The organism is Stenotrophomonas sp. HMWF023 (genome assembly GCF_003060985.1).
In the GTDB taxonomy this organism is placed as follows: Bacteria; Pseudomonadota; Gammaproteobacteria; order Xanthomonadales; family Xanthomonadaceae; genus Stenotrophomonas; species Stenotrophomonas lactitubi.
Genome location: NZ_QAIJ01000177.1, coordinates 1 through 4,487, shown reverse-complemented (window position 1 = coordinate 4,487; position 4,487 = coordinate 1). Strand labels below are relative to the sequence as shown.

Sequence of the window (4,487 nt, the reverse complement as noted above, 5' to 3'; positions counted from 1 at the left end):
CCGCCTCGATTGTTCAGCCGCCCCGGGGGGCGGCTTCACATCGGCACCATCCCCATTTAACAACCTCTATGACACCGTGGCAGCCATGTAGTCATACAGACGGGAGTGTGTGGATGAGTACCGAGAAGAAAGCCGATTTCTCCGGCGTCAGTGGCAGCGTCGACAGTACCGCCCAGCAGGTCCCCAAGGCGGACTTCTCCGGCGTCAGTGCCTCGGTGGACAGTACCGCCGAGGTGGTCAGCGGTGGCACCTACACCGTGCAGAAGGGTGATTCGCTGTCGAAGATCGCCAAGCAGCACCTGGGCGATGCCAACGCCTGGAAGAAGATCTTCGAAGCCAACCGCGATGTGCTCGACGACCCGGACAAGATCTTCCCGGGCCAGACCCTGAAACTGCCGCCGAAGTAATGCCGGCGATCCAATCGCCGTCCGACAATCCCTGGGAGGAACCCCGAATGATCAAGACGACCCCGCTTCAGAATGCCCTGCTGGCCGCACTGCTGGGCAGTGTCGCCCTGGTGGGCTGCAAGAAGAAGGAAGAAACCGCAGACAACAACGCGGCTCCGGCAGCGACCACGCCGGCCGAAGCGCCCGCTCCGATGACCGGCGCGCCGCCGCCGATGGCTGCATCGGCCGTTGCGGTGTCGGCCGTCACCGTCGGCAAGTCTGCCGCTGCTGACAAGTCGGTGACCACTGCCGCCCTGTTCGCGCCGAAGGACGAGGTCATCGTTTCGGTGAAGACCGATGGCGCGGCCAACAATGTCACCGTCGGCGCCAAGCTGACCTACCAGGATGGCCAGGTGGCCGGTGAGCAGAACGCGACCCTGAACACCAGCGGTGCAGAGACCACCAACATCACCTTCAAGAATGCCAATGGCTGGCCGGCCGGCAAGTACCGCGCCGAAGTCATTGTCGATGGCAAGGCGGCCGGAACGCCGCAGGAGTTCGAGGTCAAGTAAGTCCCGCCGACTCTCTCCCGGTTGGACTCACGATGGACGCAGCCGCGAGGCTGCGTCCTTTTTTATTGGGCGGTGACCTGGCCTCATCCACGCATGGCGGATCTACCGGAGCGCGGCACGCGCGGCATCTCCATCCACGCATGGCGCGGATCTACCTGCGCTGGGCACGGCGGTGTTTTCGTAGATCCACGCCATGCGTGGATGGATCACAGCGTTGCCGGGGTGCAGTACCACCGCGTATGGCGCGGCTTTGCCCCGCGCGGCTGAAAACGCGACAATGCAGGGGTTTCCCCGGCGCGCGCCCACCCTGACGGCGGCGGAGGAAAGCGACACGGTTGCACGTGGCCCGGCGCTGGCGCCGGCCTTCCCCTGAGCACTGCTACAGAGTCCAAGTCCCCCATGTCCAAGATCCTCTACACGCTGACCGACGAAGCACCGTTCCTGGCCACCCAGTCGCTGCTGCCGATCGTCGACGCCTATACCTCCACCGCCGGCATCGCGGTGGAAACCCGTGACATCTCGCTGTCCGGCCGCATCCTCTCGCTGTTCCCGGAACTGCTGAGCGATGCGCAGAAGGTCAACGATGACCTGGCCGAGCTGGGCCAGCTGGCGACCACCCCCGACGCCAACATCATCAAGCTGCCGAACATCTCCGCCTCGGTGCCGCAGCTGAAGGCTGCCATCAAGGAACTGCAGGACCAGGGCTATCCGCTGCCGGATTACCCGGAAACCCCGGCCGACGACCAGCAGCGCGACTACAAGGCGCGCTACGACAAGGTCAAGGGCAGTGCGGTGAATCCGGTGTTGCGCGAAGGCAACTCCGATCGGCGCGCGCCGCTGTCGGTAAAGAACTACGCCCGCAAGCATCCGCACCGCATGGGCGCCTGGGCGTCCGATTCGAAGTCGCACGTCGCGCACATGGCCGCCGGTGATTTCTACGGCAGCGAGAAGTCGGCCACGCTGGCCAACGCCGGTTCGCTGAAGATCACCTTCCACGGCAAGGACGGCAGCACCGTCGTGCTGAAGGAAAAGACCGCGGTCAAGGCCGGCGAGATCGTCGACGCCGCGGTGATGAGCCGCAAGGCACTGGCCGCTTTCATCGGCGAACAGATCGCCGATGCCAAGGCCCAGGGCGTGCTGTTCTCGCTGCACCTGAAGGCGACCATGATGAAGGTCTCCGACCCGATCATGTTCGGCGTGGCGGTCAACGAGTTCTACAAGGACGTGCTCGCCAAGCACGCCGACGTGCTCAAGCAGGCTGGTTTCGATGCCAACAACGGCATCGGTGACCTGGCCGCGCGCCTGCCGTCGCTGCCCGAAGCCACCCGCACCGCCATCGAAGCCGACCTGGCTGCCGAGTACGCACAGCGCCCGGGCCTGGCCATGGTCAACTCCGACAAGGGCATCACCAACCTGCACGTGCCGAGCGATGTGATCGTCGACGCATCGATGCCGGCGATGATCCGCGACTCCGGCAAGATGTGGAACGCCGAAGGCAAGCTGCAGGACACCAAGGCGGTCATTCCGGACCGCTGCTATGCCGGCGTGTACCAGGCCGTCATCGACGACTGCCGCAGCAACGGTGCCTTCAACCCGGCCACCATGGGCTCGGTGCCCAACGTCGGCCTGATGGCGCAGAAGGCTGAAGAGTACGGATCGCACGACAAGACCTTCCAGATCGCTGCCGACGGCGTGGTCAAGGTCACCGACGACGCCGGCAACGTGGTGTTCGAACACGCCGTGGAAGCGGGCGACATCTGGCGCATGTGCCAGACCAAGGACGCGCCGATCCAGGACTGGGTCAAGCTGGCCGTCGAACGCGCCCGCCTGAGCAGCACCCCGGCCGTGTTCTGGCTGGACGCCGCCCGCGCCCACGACGCGCAGGTCATCGCCAAGGTCGAGACGTACCTGAAGGACCACGACACCAACGGCCTGGACATCCGCATCCTGCCGCCGGTGGAAGCGACCACCTTCTCGCTGGCCCGCATCCGCAAGGGCGAGGACACCATTTCGGTGACCGGCAACGTGCTGCGCGATTACCTCACCGACCTGTTCCCGATCATGGAACTGGGCACCAGCGCCAAGATGCTGTCGATCGTGCCGCTGATGGCCGGTGGCGGCCTGTTCGAGACCGGTGCCGGTGGTTCGGCCCCGAAGCACGTGCAGCAGTTCGTCGAAGAGGATTACCTGCGTTGGGATTCGCTGGGTGAATTCCTGGCCCTGGCCGCGTCGCTGGAGCACCTCGGCAACCGCTACGACAACGCCGCTGCCCGCGTGCTGGCCAAGGCGCTGGACGAGGCCAACGGTCAGTTCCTGGACAACGACAAGTCGCCGTCGCGCAAGCTCGGTGGCATCGACAACCGTGGCAGCCACTTCTACATCGCCCTGTACTGGGCGCAGGCGCTCGCCGCGCAGAACGAAGACGCTGCACTGCAGGCACGCTTCGCTCCGCTGGCCAAGGCACTGGCCGACAACGAGCAGAAGATCGTCGACGAGCTGATCGCCGCGCAAGGCAAGGCCGTGGACATCGGTGGCTACTACCGTCCGGACGTGGCCAAGGCCGCTGCCGCGATGCGTCCGAGCGCGACCTTCAACGCCGCGCTGGAGCAGCTGCGCGGCTGATCCATCGCTGCCCGGTTGTGACCTCGAAACCCGCGCTTCGGCGCGGGTTTCTTTTTGCCCGGTTGTTGCCGGCGCCCATCCATGCGCGGACGGGGAGCGGCAGAAAGCCGTGAAATCCGTCATCTGTCGGAATGTCGTCAACACGGCATGAAACTTGCCCGCGATGGCCGTCGCAGAACGGACGCGTGCGTGTTCACCATTGCCGTCAATATGAGCAGTCGATCACGACGATGGCGGCAAGCCATGGCCTAGCCTTGGCGATGCGAGACCGCCGGGGAGGTGGTCGCACGGGGAACACGGATGGCACGCGTGCTCGTAGTGGGAACCGATATCCAGGGCGAACAGGCCCTGCTGCAGCGGCTGCGGTTGGCCTCGGCGTTGCCCGACGGGCAGATCCGCCGCAGCCAGGACCTGGACGACTGCGACCTGCTGGTGATCCGCGATACGCCGGCGCTGCGCAACGCGGCACTGCGCATGCGCCAGCAGCGCCCGCGGCTGCACTGCTGGATCGAGGACCTGGGTGGCCAGTTGCGCGAGGGCGATGGCGGCCAGGACGTATTGGATGATGGTGCGATAGGACGCGCACTGCGCGGGATGCAGGCCGGTACCGTAGCGACAGCGATCCGCCTGGCGGACGGAGCACACGCGATCACCCGTCTGCTGCGCGAGCGCCTGCCATTGCGGCAGGGCCAGGCGCTGTTGGGCGAGGGTGCAGAGCCACTGTTGCTGCTGGATCTGGAACAGGACCAGGCGGTGTTGCTGCGCGAGCCGGCCACGGTGCTGGTGGAACGGCTGGCACAGGGCTTCGAGCATCTGTATCTGGACGCATTGCAGCCGGCACAGCTGCAGGCACTGGCGGGTGACCGCACGCGACTGCCGCTGCGTCCGCTGCTGTGGCAATGGGCAC

The 4,487-nt window shown here is 65.7% G+C and carries 3 protein-coding genes and 1 pseudogene; all 4 read left to right on the top strand.

Annotated features, from left to right (window positions below; translation table 11 throughout):
- Positions 1–113: 113 nt before the first annotated feature.
- Positions 114–407, top strand: coding sequence for a LysM peptidoglycan-binding domain-containing protein (locus DBR20_RS09645; protein ID WP_025878595.1), 294 nt, complete (start codon positions 114–116; stop codon positions 405–407).
- Between the two features lie 47 nt (positions 408–454).
- Positions 455–958 (top strand): hypothetical protein, encoded by a 504-nt coding sequence (locus DBR20_RS09640; protein WP_100553805.1) that lies wholly within the window; start codon positions 455–457, stop codon positions 956–958.
- A 399-nt stretch (positions 959–1,357) separates the two neighbouring features.
- The gene (locus DBR20_RS09635) at positions 1,358–3,580 is read left to right on the top strand and encodes an NADP-dependent isocitrate dehydrogenase (protein ID WP_108266021.1); all 2,223 of its coding nucleotides are present in this window, start codon (positions 1,358–1,360) and stop codon (positions 3,578–3,580) included.
- 300 nt (positions 3,581–3,880) lie between these two features.
- A pseudogene (locus tag DBR20_RS09630) lies at positions 3,881–4,487 on the top strand (hypothetical protein); the annotation flags it as partial.

Excerpts from the sequence above, each read along its gene's own strand:
- DBR20_RS09645 (WP_025878595.1), top strand. The coding sequence starts at position 114 with ATGAGTACCGAGAAGAAAGCCGATTTCTCCGGCGTCAGTGGCAGCGTC.
- DBR20_RS09640 (WP_100553805.1), top strand. The coding sequence starts at position 455 with ATGATCAAGACGACCCCGCTTCAGAATGCCCTGCTGGCCGCACTGCTG.
- DBR20_RS09635 (WP_108266021.1), top strand. The coding sequence starts at position 1,358 with ATGTCCAAGATCCTCTACACGCTGACCGACGAAGCACCGTTCCTGGCC.